This window comes from Micromonospora sp. IBHARD003 (assembly GCF_056106285.1).
Window position 1 is genome coordinate 7,677,104 of sequence record NZ_JBWBBX010000001.1, and the last position, 25,007, is coordinate 7,702,110.

Consider the following 25,007-nt stretch of genomic DNA (forward strand, 5'->3'; position numbering starts at 1 on the left):
GGCCGCGGGGCACGGGAGCGGCGTGGTCGCCGGCCGCAACCGCGACGTGAAACGTGGTGTCAGCGCCAACCGAAACGGCGGTCCACCACCGCCGCGAACTCCTCCAGGGTCAGTACCGCGTCCCCGTTCTGGTCGGCGGCGTCAAACAGCGCCGAGGATGCGTCGGCGTCCCCCAGGCCCCAGAACGGCAGATCCCCCGACGCCGCCAGTTGCGGGCCCTTCGCCCGCAGGGCGGTGATCACCTCTTCGCGGGTCAGGGTCCCGTTCGCGTCGAGATCGAGCGCCACGAACAGCTTGCGGGCCTTGTCGCTCACCACGTCGTTCCCGTTCCTTTCGTCGCCGGGCGGGGGCCGGCCCGCCCGCTCATGATGTGGAACGCCTCCCGCCGCGTCCCGGTTCCCCCGACGCGTGCCACATACCACCGGGTTTTCCGCACACCGGGCCGGGCCCGCCCGCGCCGTTCGTGGCTCGCCTACGCGGTCGATCCAGCCCTCGCCATCGGTGCGGGGCGGACAACCACGACCGAAGGCAGACTCATCCCGCCGAAGCGCTGGACAGCACTAGCGGTTGAAGGCCGGCAGGCCGAAGCGCTGCACGAGTGCGAAGCCGTCCTCTCGCGCACTCTGGCTGTTCACCGAGTACACCAGGGTGCGGGACAGGTCGCGGGTCGCGGCTATCACTGTGTGATAGCCGGGGCGGGATCCCGTCTTGCCCCAGATCTCCTTGCCGTTGACGACGAACCGCTGGAGCGCCGCTGCGTACGTCGCGCCCTTGATGTCCGGGACCGTGAACATCTCCTTGAGCTGCGGTTCGGGCACGACGCGGCCGGAGAAGAGCGCGGTCAGGAAGCGTTCCAGGTCGGCGGTGGTGGAGATCATGTCACCCGCCGCCCACCGGTCGGACATGTTCCACTCCGTGACATCGACGGTACGGCCGTCGATGTCGGCGTAGCCCCGGTTGTGCGGGCCGTGGATCCGCGGATCGGGGCCCTCCGGGAAGCCGGTGTGCCGCATGCCGAGCGGCCGGAAGACCCTCACGTCGGCCTGGTGGGCGTAGCGGTCGCCGGTCACCCTCTCGATCAGCATGCCGAGGACGGTGTAGTCGATGTTCTGGTAGACCTGCCGCGTGCCCGGCGTGAATGCCGGGCCCTTGGCGACCGCCGTGGCGACCACCTCCCGCGGGGTGAGCGTCCGGAACCGGTTCGCGTACATCTCCCGCGTGGTCTCGCCCAGGCCGGCGCCCGGCTGGAGGCCGCTGGTGAACGTCAGCAGATGGCGCACCGTCGGCGGCGTGATGAAGGAGTCCGGAAGCAGACCGGGCAGATAGCGGGAGACCGGCGCGTCGAGGTCGACCTTCCCCTCGGCCGCGAGTTGCAGGACGATCGCGGCGGTCGTCACCTTGGTGGTCGATCCCGCGCGGAATCGGGCGTGTTCGAGGGCCGGGGCGCCGGTGCGGAGGTCACGCACCCCGGCGGTCCCGACCCAACTGCCCTTCCCGCCCACGCGGATCAACGCCGCCGAGGTGTCCGCGTCCGGCACGCCGGCGATGGCCTTGCGCAACGCCTCGGTATCGGGTCCGCATGTCTCCTGTTGCAGGGGCGCGGACCCGTGGGCCGGAGCGGCAAGGGCAGGCATGGCGGCGAGCGGCACGGCGGTGACGCCGGCGAGCAGGACGGCGGCAGCGACACGGATGCGGATACGCGGCTTCATGAGCGCGGACTCCTTTGAGAGGACGGCGTGTTGGGGCTTTCCCGACGACACTCATCCTGGTGATCATCCGGTCACGGCGGATCGTCTTTGACGACGACAACCGACCCCGGTCCTGACCGGGGCTTACCCCTAGGGGGCTTCTGATGGATCTCCGTGGAGGAAGGAGCGGCGTCCGGTGCGTGCTCTCGGGGTGCCGGTTGGAAGCCCTCGTACTGGACGTACTTGGGGCGATCGTTGATGACGTCGATCGGCCCTCAGTCCTACGCGCCGCGCGGAGCGGTGGCCCCGGGGTGTACCTCGAGGCCACCGCTCGGCGTCAGATCCGGACCGGCCGGTGCCGAGGACGAGAGGCCGGTCTGAGCCGTCCCCGGTCGTCGGCCGGGCGAGGACGCGCGCAACGAGGACGAGGACATGCGTACGGGCCGGCTCGTCGGACGAGCCGGCCCGTAAGACCGGATCAGACGAGGTCGAACCGGTCCAGGTGCATCACCTTGTCCCACGCCGCGACGAAGTCCTTCACGAACTTCTCCTTCGCGTCGTCGCTCGCGTAGACCTCGGCGAGCGCGCGCAGTTCGGAGTTCGATCCGAAGACGAGGTCGGCACGGCTGCCCGTCCACTTGACCTCACCCGTGGCCGCGTCGCGGCCCTCGAAGGTGTTCTGGTCCTCGGACGTCGCCTTCCACGTCGTGCCCAGGTCGAGCAGGTTGACGAAGAAGTCGTTGGTCAGCTTTCCGGGGGTCGCCGTGAAGACGCCGTGCTGCGACTGCCGGTGGTTCGCACCCAGGACGCGCAGACCGCCGACGAGGACCGTCAGTTCGGGGGCGCTCAGCGTCAGCAGGTTGGCCTTGTCGAGCAGCAGGTACTCGGCCGGCAGCCGGTGGCCCTTGCCGAGGTAGTTGCGGAACCCGTCCGCGGTCGGCTCGAGCGCGGCGAACGACTCCGTGTCAGTGTGGTCCTGGGACGCGTCCGCGCGGCCCGGTGTGAACGGGACCTGGACGTCGACACCGGCGTCCTTGGCGGCCTTCTCGACCGCCGCGGTGCCGGCGAGCACGATCAGGTCGGCGAGCGAGATCTGCTTGCCCCCGGCCTGCGCGGAGTTGAAGGTCTGCTGGATGCCTTCCAGTGTGCGCAGCACCCCCGCCAGCTGGTTGGGGTCGTTGACCTCCCATCCGCTCTGCGGCTGGAGGCGGATGCGCGCACCGTTGGCGCCGCCCCGCTTGTCGCTGCCGCGGAAGGTCGAGGCCGAGGCCCACGCCGTGGACACCAGCTGGGACACCGTCAGACCCGAGTCGAGGATCCGTCGCTTGAGGTCGGCGATGTCCTCGGCTCCGACGAGTTCGTGCGTCACCTCGGGGAGCGGGTCCTGCCACAGCAGTACCTCGGACGGGACCTCGGGGCCGAGGTAGCGCGCGATCGGGCCCATGTCACGGTGGGTCAGCTTGTACCAGGCCCGGGCGAAGGCGTCCGCGAACTGGTCGGGGTTCTCCAGGAAGCGCCGCGAGATCTGCTCGTAGACCGGGTCGATCCGGAGCGAGAGGTCGGTTGTCAGCATCGTCGGGGCGTGGCTCTTCGACGAGTCGTGGGCATCGGGGACGGTACCCGCCCCTGCACCGTTCTTCGGCCGCCACTGGTGTGCGCCGGCAGGGCTCTTGAACAGCTCCCACTCATAGCCGAACAGGATCTCCAGGAAGCTGTTGTCCCAGGTCACCGGGGTGTTGGTCCAGATGCCCTCGAGGCCGCTGGTGATCGCGTCGGCGCCCTTGCCGGTGCCGTGGGTGTTCTTCCAGCCGAAGCCCTGCAGCTCCATCGGAGCCGCCTCGGGGTCGGGTCCGACGGCTTCCGCGGGGCCGGCACCGTGGGTCTTGCCGAAGGTGTGGCCACCCGCGATCAGGGCGACGGTCTCCTCGTCGTTCATCGCCATCCGGCGGAACGTCTCACGGATGTCACGGGCCGCGGCGATCGGGTCCGGATTGCCGTTCGGGCCCTCCGGGTTGACGTAGATCAGACCCATCTGCACGGCGCCCAGCGGGTTCTCGAGCTCCCGGTCGCCGGTGTAGCGCTCGTCGCCGAGCCAGGTGGTCTCGGGGCCCCAGTAGACATCCTCGTCGGGCTCCCAGACGTCCTGCCGGCCGCCGGCGAAGCCGAAGGTCTCGAAGCCCATCGACTCCAGGGCGACGTTGCCGGCCAGGATCATGAGGTCGGCCCAGGACAGGCTCTGGCCGTACTTCTTCTTCACCGGCCAGAGCAGACGGCGGGCCTTGTCGAGGTTCCCGTTGTCCGGCCAGCTGTTCAGGGGGGCGAAGCGCTGCTGTCCGGCGCCCGCACCACCGCGGCCGTCGCTGATGCGGTAGGTGCCCGCACTGTGCCAGGCCATCCGGATGATGAAGGGACCGTAATGGCCGAAGTCGGCGGGCCACCAGTCCTGCGACGTGGTCAGCACCTCCGCGATGTCGCGCTTCACGGCCGGGAGGTCGAGGCTCTTGAACGCCTCGGCGTAGTCGAACTCCTCACCCAGGGGATTGGCCACGGCGGGGTTCTTGGCAAGGATCTTCACATTGAGCCGCTCCGGCCACCACTGGCGGTTTCCGCCGCCCTGTGTCGGGTGCGGGGCACGCCCGTGGGCGACCGGGCAGCCGCCTTCACCCTCGATCTTCGCGTCGGTGACGATGGCGTCTGGGTTCTCAGCCATGGGAATCCTTCCGAAGTAGGCGGATCATGGTGCTTGGAAAACGCGAGTGCTGGAACTGCCGGGGCGCGGACCCCGGTGGGTGACCCCCGGCCTCCCGGGTCGAAGAGCCGTGGCCGTCGGACGCGGTCGGTCGGAGGACCGCTCGGTCGTGCGGCGGACGCCGGCGACGACACCGCACGAGCGGCATACGGCGTGGTGGTCGCTCCGGCGGACCAGCCGACCGGACGGCCGCCGACCGGTTCGGTGCGGTCCACGAGCCCGCTGCGGCGGTCGCTGATGACCTTGTACACGGTTCAGAGGTGCACGCCGTGCACGTTGACGCGCATGCGTGGGCGGTCGTGTCGACGCCGAGGTGGTCACCGTCCCGTGCGGCCCTCGAGCGGTGCGGTACGGGCAGGCGTCGTCCGCAGGCCGGGGCCGCGCGGCTCCCCGGGCGGTGGTCCTGTCATGTCTGTGTCTCCTGCCGGTACGGGAGAGTCTCCGGTCCCTTGGCTCTCGCCAGACCTGATCCTACAATGGACAGAGTCCAGGTCAAGAAGCTTGCCTATTTCATAAGCATTCGGAACCCGGACGACTACCGGCCAAGACTTCGGGTGCCCACCGGGCCTGCATACCCGAAGACGGGATCGCTTACCTGAACGGGTGAACAGATATGAGTGACCTTCTGGAGCGACTGCGCAGGCGTGGCTGGCGGGTGACCGCACAGCGGCGTGTGGTTGCGGAGGTCCTCGATGGCGATCATGTGCACCTCACGGCCGACGAGGTGCATGCGCGTGCGGCGCGGCGGCTGCCCGAGATCTCCCGGGCGACCGTCTACAACACCCTGGGTGAGCTGGTGTCGCTCGGTGAGGTCACCGAGGTCATCACCCAGGGGCGCGCCAAGCGCTACGACCCCAATGCACACCGGCCGCACCAGCATCTGGAGTGCTCCGGCTGCGGCACCATCCGCGACGTCCATCCGACCGGCGATCTGCTGGGCCGCCTTCCGGCGCAGGAGCGCTTCGGCTTCACGGTGTCCGAGGTCGAGATCACCTATCGGGGGCTGTGCCCGTCCTGCGCCTCTTGAGAGCTTGCCGTCCGTCTTGAGGGTTGTGCCGTGCCCCATGGAGCCGTGGACGGTTCGACGAGCGGCGTCCGCCCCGGCCAGTGGCCGGGGCGGTCTGCGGCCGTGCCTCTGTGCGGTCCGGCCGGCAGCATCACCAGCCGGGTGGCTTCGCGGTGCCCATGGCGCGTGTGACGGCGATCTCGATGACCACGCGCTCGGGGTTGGGGCGCGGCGGCTTGTACCGCTGGGCGTAGCGCCTTTCGGCGTCGGCGACGGATTCGGGGTCGTCCCTGACGACGGCCGCACCTTCGAGGGTGCACCACAGGCGTCCCTCCGCCTGGCTGACCGCGACGGCGGCGCCCGGCCCCGCGGCCCGCAGGTTGCGGACCTTCTTGCTGCCCGCGCTGCTGATCACCCGGGCGATCCTGGTCTGAGGGTCGTAGGTGACTCCGACGGGCACGAGGTGCGGGGTGCCGTCGGGGCGGGTGGTGGTGAGGAAGCAGATCCGGCGTTCCTGCCAGAAACCGTTCTCCTGGGGTGCGGGAGGGACTCCCTCGGACGTCATGGTGATTCCTTCGCTGCATCGGGTGGTGCTGGGCGTCCATCCTCTCCCGCGGTGAAGCGTGCTCCGCTCGCACGGGCGGCGCGCACCTGCCGGCGTCCCGGGTGAAACCGCCCCGGCGCCGTCCCCGGCCCTCCGCCCCCCTCTCCGTCCTCCGCCTCTCCGTCCTCCGCCTCTCCGTCCTCCGCCGTCCGACTGATACGGCCGCCCCCGGGTACGCGTCCGTCAGGTCGCAGACGCGAACGAAGACGAGGACGAGGAGGGGACCTCATGGCCGTGGCCAAGACGGCGGTTCTGGCACTCGACTGCGCCGAACCCGAGCAACTCGCCGATTTCTACGCGGCGTTGCTGGAGGGAGAAGTGCGGCCCACGGATGATCCCGACCGGGTCGAGGTCGTCGCCGGGGACGGAGCCGTGCTCGCGTTTCTGCGGGACCGCGGCTTCGCACCGCCGAGCTGGCCACGTCCGGAAGACTCCCAGCAGGCGCATCTGCTGGTGTTCGTCGAACCTCACGAGGTGGACGCCGCAGAGCGTGAAGCCGTCAGCCTCGGTGCCACGCCGACGGACGTGACGAACATCGGTGGCCCGCGGGAATCCCGGATGCTGGCCGATCCCGCCGGCCACTCCTTCGCGCTGACGGCACGCGAGCCCGGGCCGGCGGCCGGGGGAGCGGGACGCGGGCAGCCGTCCGGGTGAAGCTGCACCGACGGCGATTGTCCCGAAGAACGGGGGTAGGCGCGTGAGAGAACCCGCAACGCGGCAGAGTCGCTGTCGCCGGTAGGGCACGGAACGGAGACAAAGGCATGAGTGTGGTGAAGGAGAGCGTCGAGGTCGACGTCCCTGTCAGCACCGCCTACAACCAGTGGACGCAGTTCGAGGAGTTCCCGAACTTCATGGAAGGCGTCGAGGAAGTCAGGCAGGTGGACGACCGCCACAACCACTGGACCACCCGGATCGCGGGGGTCCGCAGGGAGTTCGACACCGAAATCATCGATCAGCTCCCCGACGAACGGATCGCCTGGCGTACCGTCGGCGGGGATACGCATCAGATGGGCATGGTGCATTTCCAGCCTCTGGATGGCGCACGCACCCGTGTGGAACTCGTGATGGACGTCGAACCCGTCGGAGCGGCCGAGAAGACCGCGGCCATGGCGGGAATGATCGACCGGCGAGTCAAGGGCGATATGCGCCGCTTCAAGCGCTACATCGAGCAACGGGGCGGCGAGACCGGCGCGTGGCGCGGCCGTGTGAGCCCGGGCTGACGTCCGCCAGGATCACGCCCCGCGTCGCCTGTGCCCGTTCGGCCGGTTCCGCCGGTCGCGGGAGGCCCACCGTCCCCGGTGAGCACCCCGTCCGGGCTCCGGCCGGCCGGTGGCTGCGCGATCTTTCCCGGCGCGGCCACCGGTCCGGACGTCCTTCGGGCACGTGGCCGTCTACGGGTCGGATACGCGCCCCGCACGGCCCGTACCTGCGTGAACACGAGGGGGAAGCAGGGGCCGGGCCCTGTTTGCGGGAGGCCGGCGGGGGCATTCGCGCTAATGAGGGGCACTCCAGGAACGGAGAACCGAAATGATCATCCTCGGACTCATACTTCTCATCATCGGTGTCGTGGCCGGAATCGGCGTGCTCTGGACCATCGGCATCATCCTGGTCGCCGTCGGACTGTTGCTTTGGGTGCTCGGCGCGGTGGGCCACGCAGTGGGCGGCCGCCGGCACTACTACTGAATCGCCGGCACTGCTGCTGAACGCGTGTGGCGAGGTACTCGGGACCCGGCCGTCTCCCGGCGGCTGCAGGGGTTGATCCCCGGCAGCCGCCGGCAGTTCGAGAGACCCTTGTGCGTGGGACCTCTTCGACGCCGTCGGGTGAATCCCCCGGCGTCTGCCAACGCTGTTTCCCGGCAGGCCGAATGGGCTCGGTACAAGGCCATGCTCCAGCGTGGCGCGTACCGGGCCTCTTGCCGCCGGGGCGGAGTCGTCGTACGCGGTCTGTAACCGGTCGGTGAGTCCGCCCCCATGTGCGCGGTGTTGCCCCGCCTGCTCCGAAGGCGAAGGGGCACACCGCGCACTCGGCGTTGTGGAGCCGATCCCGACCGGCGCCACCGCCACCGTCACCGCCCCGTTCGGGCCGGCAGATCGTTGTGCGTCGCCGGTACACGCCCGGCTCACCCGCCCACCCGTCGCGGCCCGTCGACGGCACGCATGTCATCGAACACCCCTACTGGGACAAACCACTCCAGGGTCACTCAGCCGCAGAGGAGGTTGCCGCGAATTCCGGACGGAGTTGAACACGCCACGAGTGCCTTGCGTATGTAGCTCGACGCAACTCTCGTATCAGCGCGCGCGTTCACGGCCGACCGGCAAGGAAACATAGGAGTCCCAGTGAGTACAGTGCGGAGACGCTCTAAGCGGGGCAAAAGGACACTCGTTGCCTCGATCGCCCTCATGCTGGGCGGGGGTGGCCTCATCGCGGTCAACTCCTATGCCTCCGCGAGCGAAGGCGGCGCCTGGCCCAGCGCATGGAACGGGCAGAACCAGACACAGAGCGCCGGTCCCGTCGCGTCGACCATCAAGTGTCCCGAGGTGGCGAACGGGCTGCCCGAGGTTCCCGATGGGGCACGGCAGGAGGTCGACCGCGAACTTGCCGCGCTGGACAGCCAGATCACCGCTGCCTACCAGCGGTTCGTGAACGAGAAGGCGCAGATAGAGCGCGATCCGCAGTACGCCGAGAACGCCGTTCTCGACCCGCTGAAGGACAAGCGCGCGGCAGGCATCGAGCGCATCGCGGTCGCCATCGGCCGCGTGGCGGGGGAGCGCCCCAAGGGACTCGAGGACATGGCCCCGTGCGCTCTGCAGGTCGATGACGCCGACGGCGGCAAGGCAGGCCAGGGCGGCGGCCAGGAGCAGGGCCAGGGCCAGAACGGTGGTCAGGAGCAGGGCGGCAACCAGGGGGGCGGCCAAGGCGGCCAGAACAACGGAAGCGGTGGCCAGGCCGGCAACGGCCCCGAGGCGTCCGACTTCGTGGACATCAAGTCCGTCCAGCCGAACGTGCAGAACCCGAATCAGCTCCAGGACGCTTCCCGGGGCACCTTCGCCACCGAGTGCGGCCGTAACGAGAACGGCAAGTTCAACCCGGACAACGTCATCGTGGCGCCCGGTGTGAGCAACGGCGCGCACCATATGCACGACTACGTCGGCAACCAGGCCAACGACGCCTTCGCCAGTGACGACGACCTCGCGGGCGGCCAGACGACCTGTCGTGACCAGGGTGACAAGTCGACCTACTACTGGCCGGTGCTGCGCGTGCAGAACGGTCAGAACGAGAACGACGCCCAGGCGGACGGCGGCGGCAAGGACAAGAACGTCGGCGAGATCCAGACGCCCGCCGAGGTCACACTGAACTTCGTCGGAAGCCCGGTGGGCAAGGTCACCGCGATGCCGAAGTTCCTGCGCATCATCACCGGTGATGCCAAGGCCTTCGTCAACGGCCCCGCCAACGCCAACGCGTCCTGGAGCTGCACGGGCTTCGAGAACCGCCAGCTGAAGGACAAGTACCCGGTCTGCCCGCAGGGCAGCAAGGTGGTGCGGTCGTTCAAGTTCCAGAGCTGCTGGGACGGTCAGAACACCGACAGCGCCAACCACCGTACGCATGTGGCCTTCGCGGACCAGAACGGGCGCTGTGCGAACGGCTTCAAGGCCATTCCGCAGCTGGTGCAGCGGATCGTCTACAACGTGCCGCCGCCGGCCTTCGGCGGGAACAACCCCAGCGTGTTCGCGGTCGACTCCTTCCCGGAGAACCTGCACAAGCCGATCACCGACCACGGCGACTTCATCAACGTCTTCAACGAAGGCCTCATGCAGGAGATGGTGAACTGCATCAACGAAGGCCGTCAGTGCGGCTCCGGTGGCGCGGGCGCCCCTCCGGCGGGTGACAACGGCCAGGAGCCGGCTCCGGAGAACCCGGGTGGCGATGGGCAGAACGGTGGTGACAAGCCCGGTGGCGGCGATCAGGCCGGTGGTGACAAGCCCGGTGGCGGTGACCAGTCTGGTACTTCGGGCGGCAACGGTCAGGAGCCGGCTCCGGAGAACCCGGGTGGCGGTGAGCAGAACGGTGGTGACCAGCCGGGCGGTGGTGACCAGTCTGGTACTTCGGGGGGCAACGGTCAGGAGCCGGCTCCGGAGAACCCGGGTGGCGGTGAGCAGAACGGTGGTGACAAGCCCGGTGGCGGTGACCAGTCTGGTACTTCGGGCGGCAACGCCGACGCCCCCGCCGAGGCGAAGCCCCTGGTGAAGAGCTCTCCGGATGCAGCGGGCGGCGCGGACAAGTCCGCGCGCGGGACGGAGCAGGGCGCCGGAAAGCCGGCCGCGAACGCCACCCCGGACGCGGGCGGAAACACCCCGGTGGCCAACGGAGGCGGCCAGCCTCAGGCGGGATCCGGCGGCAGCCTCGCCTCGACCGGCGCCCAGCTGTGGCCCTCCGCGGCGGGAGCCCTGCTGCTGATCGGCGGCGTCGTGCTGCTGCGTACGCGCGGTCGGCGCGAGCCCGTGCGCCAGCGGCGCTAGCGGAACCGCATCACACCGCGCCGGCCCTGGCCGGACCCTGTCGAGGGGTCCGGCCAGGGCCGGCGCATTGGCCCGAGCACGGTCTTCACGGCCGTCAGGCGCGCACCGGCTGACCGATCCCCAGTACGTTGCCCTCGCTGTCACGGAACCAGGCGCCCCGCTCGCCTGTCGCGCCCTTGCCGGGATAGTTCCCCTCGATCTCGGCGACCCCGTCCACGGTGCTCATCCCGGGTACGTCGACGTCCTCGAAGAGGACCCCGCGTGACCTCAGCTCCGCCATGACGGCCTGAAGGTCGTCGACCTCCCAGGCCATCTGGGTGAAGGTGCCGGGTGAGCTCCCCGTGGACCGGAACAGGACGAAGTCCGTCCCTCCGCAGCGGTACAGCAGCCCGCCCGGTCGCTCGTCGACCGGATCGAGACCGAGTTTCTCGTGGTAGAAGCGCCTGGCTCGCCCCAGGTCCTGTGCGGGAAGCCTGGTGGCCACACGGCCGTTGCCGAGCTTGCTCATGCCGTCTCCCGTTGCGTCGTCCGCTCGGATACGACTGCAGTAACGGCGTGCGCGGCACCGAGGCAACGGGGAGACGGCCGGCCCCGGGGACCGGCCGACCGCCGGATGGCCTCACGCCTCACGGCATCGCGTACGGGCGTCCGGCCCCGACGACGCACAGCGGGGCCGGACGCCCCTCGTCACACAGGGGGCAGTTGCGGTGCCGGTGCCGGTGCCGTCGTGGGCTGCCCGGCGGAACGCTGATGCGGAATCGGCAGCTCTCCCTGCTGCACGGAGATGGTCCGGACCGGGGCGGGAACGCTGATGCCCTCGGCACGGAAGCGCCGGTGCAGACGTTTGATGAACTCGTGCTTGATCCGGTACTGGTCGGCGAACTCACCGACCCCGAGGACCACGGTGAATCCGATCCGCGAGTCGCCGAACGTGTGGAAGCGGACCGCCGGTTCATGGTCGGGTACACCGCCCTCGACGTCGTTCATCACGCTCTCGATGACCTCGGTGGTGACCTTTTCCACATGGTCCAGGTCGCTCTCGTAGCCGACACCCACCTGGACCGTGAGCGTCATCTCCTGCTCAGGGCGGTGGTAGTTGGTCATGTTCGTCCCGGACAGCTTGGTGTTCGGGATGATCACCAGGTTGTTGGAGATGTGCCGCACCACGGTGTTGCGCCAGTTGATGTCGACGACGTAGCCCTCCTCCCCGCTGCTCAGCTTGATGTAGTCCCCGGGCTGCACGGTCCGGGACGCGAGGATGTGCACGCCCGCGAACAGGTTGGCGAGGGTGTCCTGCAGTGCGAGCGCCACGGCCAGACCGCCCACGCCGAGGGCGGTGAGCAGCGGGGCGATGGAAACACCCAGGGTTTCCAGCACGACGAGGAAACCCATGGCCAGCACCACGACGCGCGAGATGTTCACGAAGATCGTGGCCGATCCGGCGACACCGGACTTGGACTGCGCCAGGGCCTGCACCAGTCCGGCCACGATCCTGGTGGCCGTGAGGGTCGCGGCCATGATGAGCACGGCCGTGAGCGTCATGCTGACGCGGTGTCCGACCGTGGGATCCAGCGGCAGCACCGAAGCGGCCACCGCCGCCCCACCGGTGACGGCGGCCCACGGGACCAGCGCCCGCAAGGCGTCGACGATGATGTCGTCCCCGCCCCAGCGGGTTCTGCCGGCACGGATGCCGAGCCATTTCAGAACCACCCGCAGCAGCAGGGCTGCTGCGATTCCGGCGGCCAGGGCGATACCGGCGACGATCAGGTCGTGCGGCGTGAGGTCCCGGGTCAACGCGTCCCTCCCGTGGAACGGGGGAGCATGCGCGCGGCGGTGGTTGCCGCTGTGAACCGGTTGTGCTGTCTCGTCACCTTGCCACCTGTGCATTCTGGGAGTGCCGTTGTACGGTCCGCGCCGCCGCGTAAGAATCCGGCGCGGCGCGAGATCTGACATCCTGCCGCACGCGGCGGGCGGTGGTGCGAGTGGGCCATGTCCCCTGCGCGGGCACCCGTTCGGGCGCCGCGCACGGCGTACGGGTACTCCGGGGCGCGCTGTCGGCACGCACGCGGGTGACACCACGAGTAGGCCCACCCGCCCCGGGTAACGGGGGGTGCATGCCGCGTTCGTGGCGGTCGTGACGAGTGATCGCCGCGCGCCACCACGTCCAGCACGACGGCCACGGCAAGGAGCGGATATGAGCATCCGATTGGAAACGCTGCTTGATCAGGTCCAGGAAAGGGGCCGCTACACCCTGCGGCAGGAGGCCGCACGGGCCACCGAGATCGTCCTGGACGTGCTCGGAGCACATCTCGTGGGCGATGACCGTCGTGATCTCGCCCGTCTGCTGCCGCAGCGGTGCGGCCCGTTGCTGACCGTCGGGGAGCCCGCCAGCGAGCCACTGACGCCGCGCGGGTTCATCGAAGCGGTCGCGGCGCGTGACCACGGTGACTTCGGCGAAGCCCGACGGGCCGTCACCGCTGTGCTCGGCATCATCGCCGAGACGGCGGACGACGCACTGCTGCGGCGTATCCTCACCCAGCTTCCGCCGGGCCACGCAGGGCTGTTCGGCCGGATGGAGCCGGTCTGACCCGCGACGCCCGACAACGACGCCGGGGCCCGTGCACCGACGGAAGCGCGACCTGCTTCCACCGGCGCACGGGCCCCGGCCCGCTGCGGTCGTCAGTCGGCTGCCGGCCGGTACACCGTCAGCGCCTCGTCGAGCTTGTCGATCATCAGTGACGAGGGCGCCGGTACGACCTCGCCGTCGTACGCCATGCGGGTGCCCTCGGGGAGGTCCGAGAGGAACAGCCGTCGTGAGCGCGCCGAGGCATAGAGCCTGGTCCTGGCGAGTCCACCGGCCACGGCGGTGGCCAGCAGCCGGGTACGGGCGAAGCGTCCACCGTGGGCGATGCGGACATCGAGCAGACCGTCGGACAGATCGTGGCGGCGTGCCGGAGCCATGCCGAAACTGCGGTAGGCGCCGTTGCCGGCGAACAGCAACCAGATCGACCGGGGTTTCCCGTTCACCCGGGCACGCAACGGCCGTGTCGTGCGCAGCACCCGGAGCACGGAGACGAGCGCGGCCGGCGGGCCGCCGATACGTGGTGACCAGCGTTCCCGCGTCCGGACGAGCTCCGGGTAGATCCCGATGCTGAAGGTGTTCAGGAAGTACCGGGGCTCCTCGGCTCCCGGCCGGAGAATCCGGCGTTCGGGGAACCGTCCGTCCGCGTCGGTGAGCGGCCTGACCCGTCCCACGTCGGCCCGGATGGCGCTGCCCGCCTCCACGGCCGCGCACGCCGCCGCGATGGTGTCGGCGCCGAGGTCGGCGGCGAAGTGGTTGAAGGTGCCGCCCGGGAGCACGGCGAGCGGGACGTCGAACCGGAGTGCGCAGGCGGCGGCCGCGTTCACCGTGCCGTCACCGCCGCACACGCCCAGGGCGCCACCGTTCTTCGCGGCCGTCCGTGCGGCTTCGGCGAGCACCTCGGGCAGCGGGCCCGCGTCCGGCTCGTAGACCACCACATCGGCCTGGGGAAGCGCCGCCCTCAGCTGCCGCACCGGATCGATCAGCTGGGGCTGGGCCCCGGACGACGGATTGACGACCACGGTCAGACCTTTGCCCTCGGGCAGAGCGGGGGCATCGGCCCGGGGTCTGCCGGGTGCCGGGAGCTGGGAGCGTGACGGGACCATCCCCCGCACCGCGTACGCCGCCCCCACCCCGAGCGCCGTGCCGACCAGCACATCGCTCGGGAAGTGGACACCGGTGTAGACGCGCGAGAACGCCACCGAGGCGGCGACCGGCACCAGCACGGCTCCCCAGCCACGCGACTCCATGGCGACACCGGTGGTGAACGCGGCGGCCGAGGCGGCGTGCCCGGACGGAAAAGAGCTGGTGATGGGCTGGTGCGGCAGATGCCGGATGAACGGGACGTCGTCGAGGAGGGGGCGGGCGCGCCGCACCGCACCCTTGGCCAGGGTGTTGACCGTCGCGGAGGCCAGAGCGAGGGACGCGGCCCCGCGTACCGCGGCCCGCCGGCCCCGGACGCCGCCGAGCGCCCAGATCCCGGCGCCGATGCCGAACCACAGCAGCCCGTGGTTGGCACTCCGGCTCAGTCGGGGCAGCACGGGCTCCGCTCCCGGCCAGCGCCGCGAGGCGACCAGGCCGAAGAGCGCCAGGTCCTTTCCGTGGAGGAACCGTCGGACCTTTCGCACCCGGAGAGTGTTCATGGGCTCCCCTATACCCAGGCCGTCGCATTCCCATCATGCCTGTTCATCCCGTCGCACGGACGGTCCGGCGGCCGCTCGCAGATGCGGTGCATCCGGGAGCGGCCCAGGCGCCGAATCATGAGCAGAGGCAGAGGCAGAGGCAGAGGCAGTGACAGCCGCGGAACCCGCCGCGGAACCAGGAAGAGTGGCCGACAATGGGGAAAGCAGACGGCACACACACGACGGTGACGCGGATCGGAGGAATCCATGACCGGCCGGCAGACCCCGCAGGACACCCGGCGCCCGCACTGCCTGGTGACAGGCGCGTCGGGCTACATCGGAGGAAGGCTGGTGCCCGAGCTGCTGGCGGCCGGGCAGCGCGTGCGCTGTTTCGCCCGCTCGCCGGACAAGTTGCGCGACCACCCCTGGGCGAACGGCACGGAGGTGGTGCGCGGGGACGTCACCGACCCGGACGCGGTCGGCAGGGCCCTGGAAGGCATCGACGTGGCCTACTACCTGGTGCATGCGCTGCGCTCCGGACGCGGCTTCGAGGAGACGGACCGCGCGGCTGCCCGGATCTTCGCGGAGCGCGCCCGTGCCGCCGGCGTACGGCGCATCGTCTACCTGGGCGGACTGACCCCCGCGGACGTGCCCGCGGCGGAGCTGTCACCCCATCTGCGCTCGCGTGCCGAGGTGGGCGAGATCTTCCTCCGCTCCGCCGTGCCCGCGACCGTGCTCCGCGCGGCGGTCATCATCGGGTCCGGTTCGGCGTCGTTCGAGATGCTGCGCTACCTCACCGAGCGGCTGCCGGTCATGGTCACCCCGAGCTGGGTCGGCACCCGAGTCCAGCCGGTCGCCGTGCGGGACGTGCTGCGCTGTCTCGTGGGAAGTGCGCGGATGCCCGACGAGGTCAACCGGGCCTTCGACATCGGTGGACCCGACATCATGACGTACGAGGAGATGATGCGGCGGTATGCGGTGGCGGCCCGGCTGCCCCAGCGCCTCATCCTGCGCGTACCGGTGCTGACACCACGTCTGTCCAGCCACTGGATCGGCCTGGTCACCCCCGTCCCCCGGTCGCTCGCCCGGCCGCTGGCCGAGTCGCTGCGCCACGAGGTGGTCTGCCGCGAACACGACATCGCGCGCTTCGTCCCCGATCCGCCCGGGGCCCCGATCGGCTTCGACGAGGCCCTCCGACTCGCCTTGCGGCGGGTGCGCGACGCACAGGTCACCACACGCTGGTCCTCCGCCGCCCTGCCCGGTGCCCCGAGCGACCCCCTGCCCACAGACCCCCACTGGGCCGGGGGCAGCCTCTACACCGACCGGCGCGCCCTTACCGTCGACGCCTCGTCACAAGCCTTGTGGCAGGTGATCGAAGGCATCGGCGGAGACAACGGCTGGTACTCCTTCCCGCTCGCGTGGGCCCTTCGCGGCTGGCTCGACCGGCTGGTCGGCGGCGATGGACTGCGCCGCGGGCGACGGGACGCGAACCGGCTGCGGGTGGGGGACTCCCTGGACTTCTGGCGGGTGGAGGAGGTCGACCCCGGCCGGATGCTGCGGCTGCGCGCGGAGATGAGACTGCCCGGACTCGCCTGGCTCGAGATGTACGCGGAGGACGACGGGGCCGGCCGGTCGCGCTACCGGCAGCGCGCGCTGTTCCACCCGCACGGTCTGCTCGGCCACGCCTACTGGTGGAGCGTGTCCCCTTTTCACGCCGCCGTGTTCGGCGGAATGGCTCGCAACATCGCCCAGGCCGCACACCACGCCGACGCCGCGGCGAAGACGCCTGCGGACCGTGCCGCTGCCACCGCACCCGCCCGGGCGCCCCGGGCGGGCTGAGAGCGCATCCGGCCGGCCCGTACGGCCGGAAGTACCGCATGAACACCTCTGCCAGAACCTCCCGGGAGTGGCCCCATGACCGCTGCGGTCGTCCTCTTCACCTCCGACCTGCGTCTGCACGACCACCCGCCGCTGCGCGCGGCCCTCTCCTCGTGCGACGAGGTGGTGCCGCTGTTCGTACGCGACCGCCGTATCGAGGTCCTGGGCTTCTGCGCACCCAACAGGGACGCGTTCCTCGCCGACTGCCTCGGGGATCTCGACCGAGGGCTGCGGGAGCGGGGCGGCAGGCTCGTCGTGCGCTCGGGAGACGTCGTCGACGAGGTGTGCGCCGTGGCGTACGAGGCGGACGCCGGCGATGTGCACATGGCCGCCGGCGCCAGTGGCTACGCCCAGGACCGCGAGGAGCGTCTGCGCAGGGCCCTGGAGGCGGAGGGAATCCGGCTCCACATCCACGAGGCGGTGGCCGCCGCCGTCGGCCCCGGCGCCGTCGTCCCCGCCGGCTCGGACCACTTCGCGGTCTTCACACCGTACTTCCGCCGCTGGTCGCAGCAGGAGATCCGGGGCACGCTCGGCGCACCGCGGGCGGTGCGCGTACCCGGCTCCGTCCGTTCGGGGCCCGTTCCTTCCCGCAAGGACGTCGCGGGGGTATCGGCCGGACTGGCCCGCGGCGGGGAGAACGAGGCGCGCAAGCGGCTGAACGCATGGCTGCGCAGCCCGATCCGGCGATACGCCGAGCTGCACGACGACCTCGCGGGTGACGCCACCTCGCGGCTCTCGCCGCATCTGCACTTCGGCACGCTGTCACCGGCCGAACTCGTCCACCGCGCACGATCGGCCGATGCAGACGGCGAAGGGGCGCAGGCGTTCGTACGACAGCTGTGCTGGCGGGACTTCCACCAGCAGGTACTCGCCGCACGGCCCTGGGCCGCCCGCCTCGACTACCGGACCCGCAACGACCGGTGGCGCCAGGGCCGCGATGCGGAGGAGGAGACCGAGGCGTGGAAGACCGGACGCACTGGATACCCCGTCATCGACGCGGCCATGCGCCAACTGCGGCACGAAGGGTGGATGCACAACCGGGGACGCCTGCTGACCGCGAGCTTCCTCACCAAGACCCTGTACGTCGACTGGCGCGTCGGCGCCGGGCACTTCCTCGCGCTGCTGGCCGACGGTGACCTCGCCAACAACCAGCTCAACTGGCAGTGGGTGGCCGGCACGGGCACGGACACCCGCCCGAACCGCGTACTCAACCCGGTCCGCCAGGCCAGGCGCTACGACCCGGACGGCACCTACGTACGCCTCTGGGTGCCCGAACTCGCGGGCATCGAGGGCCCCGCCGTGCACGAGCCCTGGAAGCTGCCGGGGTGCGAGCGCGCGCGATACGACTACCCCGAGCCGCTGGTCGCTCTCGCCGACGGTCTCGGGAGGTTCCGGAAGGGCCGGGGCACACCGGCTGACCCGGTCGTGGCCGTTCGTCGCAGCGCCGCGGAAGCCCCTGCGGGCCGCGTACGCACCTCGTGCAGCGATCGCGCGTCGTAAAATGACCGGGTGACCGCCGACCGGCCATCCGGTAGTCCCACCGCGGGCGCCGCCCCCGCCGCTCTGAGCACCGGGGCCGTGGCCAGGCGGCTCGGGGTCGCGCCGACCACACTCCGCTCGTGGGAGCGTCGCTATGCGATCGGTCCCGCGACCCGTGAGAGCGGGCGCCACCGACGCTGGACCCCCGAGGACATCGCACGGCTCGAAGAGATGTGCCGGCTCACCGCCCGGGGTGTCCCGCCGGCCGAGGCCGCACGCGCCGCTCTGCACGGCGCCGCGCCGGGTCACCAGCCTCGGCCGCCCCGGCAGCCGGAGCGACCCGAGGGGCCGGAGGGACGTCATGATCCCCGCGGGTCCCGCGGGCCGCGACAACCTTCCCCGGAGCGGACGTCCGGCCCGGACGCGGTGGCGCGGAAGCAGTCGCGTGGCCTCGGCCGGGCGGCCGTCAGGCTCGACGCGCCCGCCGTCGCGGAACTCCTCGAAGCCGCGCTCGCCGAGCACGGCCTCGTCACCGCCTGGGAGGAGGTCGTCGCGCCGGCGCTGCACGCCGCAGGGCGCACCTGGGCGTCCTCGGGGGAGCGGTACGTGGAGGTCGAGCACCTGCTGTCCTGGCACGTCGTCTCGGCACTCCACCGTGTCCGTACGGTCGCGCCGACGAGGGGTGCGCCGCCGGTGCTGCTCGCCTGCGTCCCCGGCGAACAGCACAGCCTTCCCATGGAGGCGCTGGCCGCCGCGCTCGGCGAGCGCGGTCTGCCCGTCCGGATGTTCGGAGCGGCACTGCCGGCCGAGGCGATGTACGAAGCCGTTCGCCGGCTCGGGCCGTCCGCGGTGGTGCTCTGGGCCCAGTCGAGGTCGACCGCGGACCGGGCGCTCGTCCACTTCATCGCGGGGACGGAATGGGGGCTGCGGGGCGCTCGGACCCGTCCCGCACTCCTCCTCGCGGGTCCGGGCTGGTCCGGCGCGCCCTGTCCGGGGACGGAACGGCTGCACGGTCTGCGTTCGGCGGTCGAGGCGATCACGTCACTGCACAGGCGCCGGGCCCCCGTCCCCGAGCCCGACGCCGAAACGCCGGCCGCCGCGGGAGGCTCAGAGGCCGCCGGGCCCGTCGGTCAGTGACCGCCGGACGGCACGCATGGCCCGGCGCATATGGCTCTTCACCGTCCCGAGCGGGAGACCGGTCCGCTCGGCGATCTGGGTCTGGGTGAGATCGCCGTAGAACGCGAGCCGGAGGACCCGCTGCTGCGGCGAGGGAAGGCGTGCCAGTGCGCCGAGGAGCAGCACCCGGTCCACCACCCCTTCGGGATCCCCGCCCGGGTCCCGGGCGACGGACGGGGCCGCACGGAGGGCACCGGCCGCGGCCAACAGATCGGCGCGCCGGGCCCGGGCCGCGAGCGCGTCGGCGATCTTGTGGCGGGTGATGCCGACGATCCAGCCCGGGAGACCGCCACGGCCCCTTCGGTACCCGTGCCGGCCCCGCCAGGCGGAGAAGAACACCTGCTGGGCCACGTCTTCCGCCTCCCGCTCGTCGTCCAGTGCCCGCCTGGCGAGCGAGAGGACCAAGGGGCCCAATCGGCGGTAGACCGCCTCCAGGCACTGCTCGTCACCGGCGACGAATCCGGTGGCGAGCCGTTCCTCGGCACGGTCGTCCGCACGCTCGCCGTCGCCCGTGTCGGGAAGGACGGCCGGTGCCGTACGGGATCCGACAAGGACCATGGCGCGGCTCCCCCGTACCGGGTTCGGCGGACCGGGGCCCGCGGGCGGTTCGGGCGCATCGGGTGTGTGCGCCCCAGCCCGCCCAGCGTCACCGGAGGCACGCCGCGCCCGCAACGTGCAGCGATTCTGCGTCGTATACGGGCGGCCACCCGGTGCGCGGAGCCGTGGTGAGCGGGCACTTACATCACCGCGCACGAGCCCGCCGGGTTCGTGCGTATATCACCTGAACGGCCCACGTCGGCTGTTGCCCGGCTCCGCCGTTCGCTATCCCTGAGCGTATGGCCGGTACTCCATCCGGAGCACCGGCGCTGCGGACGCCCGGCGCTCCGTCGGCGGACCGGGCGGTGCCGGTCACCGAAGCCGGTGACGGCCGCGACCTCACCGCATCGCCCCCGATCTCGTCACCTCCGGAAGTGAGACCAGAGGATGAAGACAGCCAACAACGCCTTGCGGCACCGGAACGGCTTCCGGGTGCCCGAACTGATGGCCGATCCGCTGACCAACCGTGGAACCGCCTTCACCGCGGGGGAACGCGACCGCTACGGGCTCGTCGGACGCTTCCCCGACGCCGTCCTCACCCTGGAACAACAGGCGCGCCGCGCCTGGGAGCAACTGCGGAGCCAGCCCGGGGACCTCGCCAAGAACGTGTACCTGGAGCAGCTGCACGACCACAACGAGGTCCTCTACTACCGGCTGCTGGCGGACCACCTCACCGAACTGCTTCCGATCGTCTACGACCCCACGGTGGGCGAGGCCATCAAGCGTTACTGCCACGAGTTCCGCCAGCCCCGCGGCGTCTACCTCTCCATAGACCGGCCCGAAGACGTCCGCCGCTCCTTCGAAGCACTGGGACTGTCCGCGGACGACGTCGATCTGGTCGTGGTCACGGACGCCGAGGAGATCCTCGGCATCGGCGACTGGGGCGTCGACGGGGTGCAGATCTGCGTCGGCAAGCTCGCCGTCTACACCGCCGCCGCCGGCATCCACCCCGATCGCTGCATCCCCGTCGTGCTCGACGTCGGCACCGACAACGAGCACCTCCTCAACGCCCCGCTGTACCTGGGCGCACGCCACAGCCGGGTACGCGGACAGCGCTACGACGACTTCGTCGCGACGTACATGGACACCGTGCGTGAGCTCTACCCGCACGCCCTGCTGCACTTCGAGGACTTCGGCCCGGGCAACGCGCGCCGCATCCTGGAGCAGTACGCCACCGAGGCCCGGATCTTCAACGACGACATGCAGGGCACCGGTGCCATCTCCCTGGCCGCCGTGGTCTCCGCGCTCAAGGCGCTGCAACAGCCCTTCCGTGACCAGCGTGTCGTGGTCTTCGGCGCGGGTACCGCGGGTGTCGGCATCGCCGACCAGCTGCGCGACGCGATGGTGCGCGACGGACTGAGCGCCGAAGAGGCGACCGGGCGGATCTGGCTGGTCGACAAGCAGGGTCTGCTCCTGGACGACATGAAGGACCTGCGTGACTACCAGCAGGGCTATGCGCGGCCTGCCGCGGAGGCCGCCGCCTTCGCACCCTCCGGCGGCGGGCCGGTCGGACTCCTGGAGACCGTGCGCGGGGCGAAACCGACCATTCTGGTGGGCACGTCGACGGCGCACGGCGCCTTCACGGAGGACGTGGTGCGGGAGATGGCCGCACATGTGGAGCGGCCCGTCATCCTCCCGCTGTCCAACCCGACCGAGCGGATCGAGGCGATGCCGGCGGATCTGATCGCGTGGACCGACGGCAAGGTGCTGTGCGCCACTGGCATCCCCGTCGATCCGGTGCGCCACAACGGCACCGAGTACGCCATCGGTCAGGCCAACAACGCCCTGTTGTATCCCGGTCTCGGCCTCGGCACCGTCGTGGCCCGCGCCGACCACGTGACCCCGGGCATGCTGCTCGCCGCTGCCGAGGCGGTCGCGGGCCAGGCCGACGCGAGCGGGACGGGCGCGGCCCTGCTGCCCCCCGTCGCGGATCTGAGGGCTTCCTCCGCGACGGTGGCCGTGGCGGTGGTGGAGGCCGCCCGGCGTGATGGCGTTGCGCGTGCACAGATCGACGACGTGGTGCAGGCAGTACAGGACGCGATGTGGATGCCCGAGTACGTACAGCTTCCGGAGGGCGCGCGACGATGACCGCCACCGAACGGGCCGGGGCCGTCGCCGACGCCCCCGCCGTCCTGAAGCTGACCGTCGGCATCGACGCCACCGGCACCCGCCGCGAGAGCGACTCCATGGGCGAGGTGAACGTCCCCGCCGACCGCTACTGGGGCGCGCAGACCCAGCGTTCGCTGGAACACTTCGCGATCGGCGACGACCGGATGCCCAAGGCCGTCTACCACGCCTACGGGTACGTCAAGAAGGCGGCCGCGCAGGTCAACGGCCGTGCCGGGCGGCTGCCACGATGGCAGGCGGAGCTGATCGCGCAGGTCGCCGACGAGGTGATCTCGGGCGCGCTGGACGCCGACTTCCCGCTGTACGTGTGGCAGACCGGTTCCGGCACCCAGTCGAACATGAACGTCAACGAGGTGATCGGCAACCGGGCGATCCAGCTGGTCGGCGGAGTGCTCGGCTCCAAGGCTCCCATCCACCCCAACGACCACGTCAACATGGGCCAGTCGTCCAACGACACCTTCCCCACGGCGATGCACATCGCCGCCGTCCTCGCGCTCCACGACCATCTGCTGCCCGAGCTGCGCCGGCTGGCCGGCACCCTCGAGCGGAAGGCACGGGAGTGGGCGGACATCCCCAAGACGGGACGCACCCATCTGCAGGATGCGGTGCCGCTGACAGTGGGTCAGGAATGGTCGGGGTACGCGGCGCAGACGCGTGACGCGATCGTCCGTGTCGAGGCGGTCCTGCCCGGACTTCACCAACTGGCCGTCGGCGGTACGGCCGTCGGTACGGGCCTCAACGCTCCGCCCGGGTTCGCCGATGAGGTGGCGGAGCGTATCGCGGAACTGACCGGACACCCCTTCGTCACCGCCCCCAACAAGTTCGCGGCGCAAGGCGGGCTCGACGCCATGGTCGCGGCCTCCGCCGGGCTGCGCGCGGTCGCCGTTCCGCTGATGAAGATCGCCAACGATGTGCGCTGGCTCGCCTCGGGACCGCGCTGCGGCCTGGGCGAGCTGAAGCTGCCGGCCAACGAGCCGGGCAGCTCGATCATGCCGGGCAAGGTGAACCCCACCCAGTGCGAGGCGATGGTGATGGTCTGCATCCAGGTCCTCGCCGACGACGGCGGCGTTGCCTTCGCGGGCAGCCAGGGCAACTTCGAGCTCAACGCGATGCGCCCGATCGTCATCAACAACTTCCTTCACTCGGCGCGCATCCTCGCCGACGCCTGCGGGAAGCTCCGGACGTTCTGCATCGAGGGCACCGAGCTGCACCGCGAACAGATCGACGCCTTCGTCGACCGTTCGCTGATGCTGGTGACCGCCCTTTCCCCGACGCTCGGATACGACAAGGCCAGTGCCATCGCCCACAAGGCCGACGACGAGGGCACGACGCTGCGGGAGGCCGCCCTGGCCACCGGCTGGATCTCCGCCGGCGACTTCGACAGGATCGTCGACCCCCGGGCGATGACGGGCCGCGGCGCAGGCACCGCGGCCCATGGCCCGGACGGTGCGCACGGCCCGGACGGTGCACACGGTCCGAATGGTGCGCACGGCTCGAAGGATTCCGGCTCGAAGGATTCCGGCGCGGGGAGATGACGCGGAGAGACGCCGTCGCGGTGCGGGCGACCGCGTCGCGATGAGGAGGACGTCCTTTGCCAGGAGCCGGTTCGGGCGAACGGCGGTCCGCGGGCACGAGGTCGTGCCGGCGGACCGCCGGACGTCGTACGCCGTGAAGCGGAACTCACATGGAGCGGAGTTGCGTTGGAGGGTGGTGCACATGATGGGATGAAGCGATGCGACCCCCCACACGCATTTCCGCGCGTCCCCCCAACCCGTATGAGGAACTCGCTCAACTAGCTGATCCAAAGACCGAGTTGGACGAGTACCCAGCACGCAACCGCCGAATGCGGCCCGCCGCACCCGGACTGCGCTCGGACGACGATCATCAGGAGTGGACGCCCCCCGACCACCGCGGCCGCAGCCGGCTCGCGGCCCTGCCCGTGATGCTCAAACTGGCTGTCGCCGTGGTGGTGTGCGGCCTTCTGTTCGTGGTCTGCGACCGGCTGTCGGTGGCCTACGCCGAGGACAAGGCGGCGGAGAAGATCCAGCACTCGCTCGGTGGGGGAGCCCGGCCCGACGTCGACATCGCGGGCTTCCCGTTCCTGACCCAGGTCCTGCGCCAGAGGATCGACAGAGCCGACGTGACGGTCCCGGACGTGGCCGCCGACAAGATCTCGATCGCCGAGGTGCACGCCACGGCGGAGGACGTCCGCATCGTCGGGGATCTTCCGACCTCGATCGAAGGCGCGGTCGTCGACCGCATGGACGGGGACGTCCTGCTTTCCTTCGACGATCTCAATCGTGAACTCGGCGCCTCCCGGGTCCGCTTCACCGAGACCGGCTCCGGTGGGATCCGTATCGCCGGATCGATGCCGGTGGCCGGCCGCGAGGTGAGCCTGCGGGCGGAGGCCCACATCCGGCAGCACGGCGACCGTGCCGTGTCCACCACGGTCGAGAACATGAGTCTCGATGTGCCCGGACTGTTCACGTACCGGCCCGGAAAGGATCCGAAGCGCGCGGGCCTGCGCCTGCACGCCGAAGCCGCGGAGCGCATCAGCCGCGAGGCGGCCCGCGCCAAGTCCCTGCTCGCGCTGCCCGCGGTGGTCGAGCGCCTCGGAATCCCCGCGGCGCAGATCGACCGCGCTGTGCGCAGTGAGAAGAAACTGAACGAACTCACCGGCTCGCCGCGCTTCCTCCGGCAGTTGATGAAGGTCAACCTCGTCGATCTCGTCGTCGACCACCCCTGGTTGCTGGAAAAGGCGGGCATCGACCCCGAACTGATCGGATCACTGCTGAAGCTGAGGCCGCCGCAGTTGTCCGACAGGCTGTCGCTCTCGTTCGAGTTGCCGAAGGTCTCGACGGGTGACATACGGCTGCGCGACATCGTGGTGGAACCCCAGGGCATCCGGGCGGATCTGACGGGGACCGGGCTCACCTTCGGACGGCCCGACCGATCCGGCAAGAGCCACGCCCGCTGACGTCG

The 25,007-nt window shown here is 70.7% G+C and carries 20 protein-coding genes; 12 read left to right on the plus strand and 8 right to left on the minus strand.

Annotated features, from left to right (window positions below; genetic code table 11):
• Positions 1-59 precede the first annotated feature (59 nt).
• From ACTWOL_RS33485 to katG, 3 genes are all read right to left on the minus strand, one after another.
• A complete protein-coding gene (locus ACTWOL_RS33485; protein WP_474300632.1) occupies positions 60-317 on the minus strand; it encodes an EF-hand domain-containing protein in 258 nt (85 codons plus the stop codon).
• Positions 318-560: 243 nt separating this feature from the next.
• Positions 561-1,709, minus strand: a complete 1,149-nt coding sequence (locus ACTWOL_RS33490) for a serine hydrolase domain-containing protein (protein ID WP_474300633.1) — start codon at positions 1,707-1,709, stop codon at positions 561-563.
• Between the two features lie 457 nt (positions 1,710-2,166).
• Complete coding sequence (gene katG / locus ACTWOL_RS33495) at positions 2,167-4,398, minus strand: catalase/peroxidase HPI (protein WP_474300634.1); 2,232 nt, start codon at positions 4,396-4,398, stop codon at positions 2,167-2,169.
• A 652-nt stretch (positions 4,399-5,050) separates the two neighbouring features.
• Here katG and ACTWOL_RS33500 point away from each other — a divergent pair.
• Positions 5,051-5,464, plus strand: coding sequence for a Fur family transcriptional regulator (locus tag ACTWOL_RS33500; RefSeq protein ID WP_474300635.1), 414 nt, complete (start codon positions 5,051-5,053; stop codon positions 5,462-5,464).
• A 130-nt stretch (positions 5,465-5,594) separates the two neighbouring features.
• Here the strand turns inward: ACTWOL_RS33500 and ACTWOL_RS33505 are convergent, their stop codons facing one another.
• On the minus strand, positions 5,595-6,008 hold the full coding sequence (locus tag ACTWOL_RS33505; protein WP_474300636.1) for a TIGR03618 family F420-dependent PPOX class oxidoreductase: 414 nt from the start codon (positions 6,006-6,008) through the stop codon (positions 5,595-5,597).
• Between the two features lie 267 nt (positions 6,009-6,275).
• Between ACTWOL_RS33505 and ACTWOL_RS33510 the strand changes: the two genes are divergently transcribed.
• The 4 genes from ACTWOL_RS33510 (at position 6,276) to ACTWOL_RS33525 (ending at position 10,565) form a co-directional block, all read left to right on the plus strand.
• The gene (locus tag ACTWOL_RS33510; protein ID WP_474300637.1) at positions 6,276-6,701 is read left to right on the plus strand and encodes a VOC family protein; all 426 of its coding nucleotides are present in this window, start codon (positions 6,276-6,278) and stop codon (positions 6,699-6,701) included.
• Between the two features lie 107 nt (positions 6,702-6,808).
• Entirely contained in the window at positions 6,809-7,267 is a 459-nt protein-coding gene (locus tag ACTWOL_RS33515; RefSeq protein ID WP_474300638.1) for an SRPBCC family protein, read from the plus strand.
• A gap of 307 nt (positions 7,268-7,574) precedes the next feature.
• Entirely contained in the window at positions 7,575-7,730 is a 156-nt protein-coding gene (locus ACTWOL_RS33520; RefSeq protein WP_474300639.1) for a DUF6131 family protein, read from the plus strand.
• A gap of 717 nt (positions 7,731-8,447) precedes the next feature.
• Positions 8,448-10,565, plus strand: coding sequence for a DUF1996 domain-containing protein (locus tag ACTWOL_RS33525; RefSeq protein WP_474300640.1), 2,118 nt, complete (start codon positions 8,448-8,450; stop codon positions 10,563-10,565).
• A gap of 94 nt (positions 10,566-10,659) precedes the next feature.
• On the opposite strand, the gene ACTWOL_RS33530 is transcribed toward ACTWOL_RS33525, so the two are convergent.
• On the minus strand, positions 10,660-11,073 hold the full coding sequence (locus ACTWOL_RS33530) for a VOC family protein (protein ID WP_474300641.1): 414 nt from the start codon (positions 11,071-11,073) through the stop codon (positions 10,660-10,662).
• 179 nt (positions 11,074-11,252) lie between these two features.
• Entirely contained in the window at positions 11,253-12,359 is a 1,107-nt protein-coding gene (locus tag ACTWOL_RS33535) for a mechanosensitive ion channel family protein (RefSeq protein WP_474300642.1), read from the minus strand.
• Between the two features lie 400 nt (positions 12,360-12,759).
• Here ACTWOL_RS33535 and ACTWOL_RS33540 point away from each other — a divergent pair, with 400 nt between their 5' ends.
• Positions 12,760-13,152, plus strand: a complete 393-nt coding sequence (locus ACTWOL_RS33540; protein WP_474300643.1) for a DUF2267 domain-containing protein — start codon at positions 12,760-12,762, stop codon at positions 13,150-13,152.
• Positions 13,153-13,244: 92 nt separating this feature from the next.
• Here ACTWOL_RS33540 and ACTWOL_RS33545 read toward each other — a convergent pair whose 3' ends face one another.
• The gene (locus ACTWOL_RS33545) at positions 13,245-14,774 is read right to left on the minus strand and encodes a phosphatase PAP2 family protein (protein ID WP_474300644.1); all 1,530 of its coding nucleotides are present in this window, start codon (positions 14,772-14,774) and stop codon (positions 13,245-13,247) included.
• Between the two features lie 261 nt (positions 14,775-15,035).
• Between ACTWOL_RS33545 and ACTWOL_RS33550 the strand changes: the two genes are divergently transcribed.
• The 3 genes from ACTWOL_RS33550 to ACTWOL_RS33560 all read left to right on the plus strand — a co-directional run bounded on the left by ACTWOL_RS33550 (position 15,036) and on the right by ACTWOL_RS33560 (position 19,262).
• Positions 15,036-16,607 (plus strand): SDR family oxidoreductase, encoded by a 1,572-nt coding sequence (locus ACTWOL_RS33550; protein ID WP_474300645.1) that lies wholly within the window; start codon positions 15,036-15,038, stop codon positions 16,605-16,607.
• A 75-nt stretch (positions 16,608-16,682) separates the two neighbouring features.
• Positions 16,683-18,146, plus strand: a complete 1,464-nt coding sequence (locus ACTWOL_RS33555) for a cryptochrome/photolyase family protein (protein ID WP_474300646.1) — start codon at positions 16,683-16,685, stop codon at positions 18,144-18,146.
• Between the two features lie 9 nt (positions 18,147-18,155).
• Positions 18,156-19,262, plus strand: coding sequence for a MerR family transcriptional regulator (locus ACTWOL_RS33560; protein ID WP_474300647.1), 1,107 nt, complete (start codon positions 18,156-18,158; stop codon positions 19,260-19,262).
• Here ACTWOL_RS33560 and ACTWOL_RS33565 read toward each other — a convergent pair.
• Complete coding sequence (locus ACTWOL_RS33565; protein ID WP_474300648.1) at positions 19,233-19,859, minus strand: RNA polymerase sigma factor; 627 nt, start codon at positions 19,857-19,859, stop codon at positions 19,233-19,235. The two genes, ACTWOL_RS33560 and ACTWOL_RS33565, sit on opposite strands and share 30 nt — an antisense overlap.
• Before the next feature lie 426 nt (positions 19,860-20,285).
• On the opposite strand from ACTWOL_RS33565, the gene ACTWOL_RS33570 reads away from it, so the two are divergent.
• From ACTWOL_RS33570 to ACTWOL_RS33580, 3 genes are all read left to right on the plus strand, one after another.
• Positions 20,286-21,986 (plus strand): NAD-dependent malic enzyme, encoded by a 1,701-nt coding sequence (locus ACTWOL_RS33570; protein WP_474300649.1) that lies wholly within the window; start codon positions 20,286-20,288, stop codon positions 21,984-21,986.
• A complete protein-coding gene (gene fumC / locus ACTWOL_RS33575; RefSeq protein ID WP_474300650.1) occupies positions 21,983-23,560 on the plus strand; it encodes a class II fumarate hydratase in 1,578 nt (525 codons plus the stop codon). Before ACTWOL_RS33570 ends, fumC begins: the two co-directional genes overlap by 4 nt.
• Positions 23,561-23,838: 278 nt before the next feature.
• On the plus strand, positions 23,839-25,002 hold the full coding sequence (locus tag ACTWOL_RS33580) for an LmeA family phospholipid-binding protein (protein ID WP_474300651.1): 1,164 nt from the start codon (positions 23,839-23,841) through the stop codon (positions 25,000-25,002).
• Positions 25,003-25,007: the final 5 nt, after the last annotated feature.